Here is a 328-nt window from a genome sequence, read left to right on the forward strand (position 1 = left end):
ATACTCCTGACTGACCGATAGTGAACCAGTACCGTGAGGGAAAGGCGAAAAGAACCCCGGCGAGGGGAGTGAAAAAGAACCTGAAACCGTGTACGTACAAGCAGTGGGAGCACCCTTTTGGGTGTGACTGCGTACCTTTTGTATAATGGGTCAGCGACTTATATTCTGTAGCAAGGTTAACCGAATAGGGGAGCCGGAGGGAAACCGAGTCTTAATTGGGCGTTAAGTTGCAGGGTATAGACCCGAAACCCGGTGATCTAGCCATGGGCAGGTTGAAGGTTGGGTAACACTAACTGGAGGACCGAACCGACTAATGTTGAAAAATTAG

General features: G+C 49.7%; 1 rRNA gene. It reads left to right on the forward strand.

Annotated elements, in window-relative coordinates:
- Positions 1-328: ribosomal RNA gene (locus HV477_RS28120) — 23S ribosomal RNA — on the forward strand; the annotation flags it as partial.

The organism is Salmonella sp. SG203 (assembly GCF_013350575.1).
Taxonomy (GTDB): Bacteria; Pseudomonadota; Gammaproteobacteria; order Enterobacterales; family Enterobacteriaceae; genus Salmonella; species Salmonella enterica.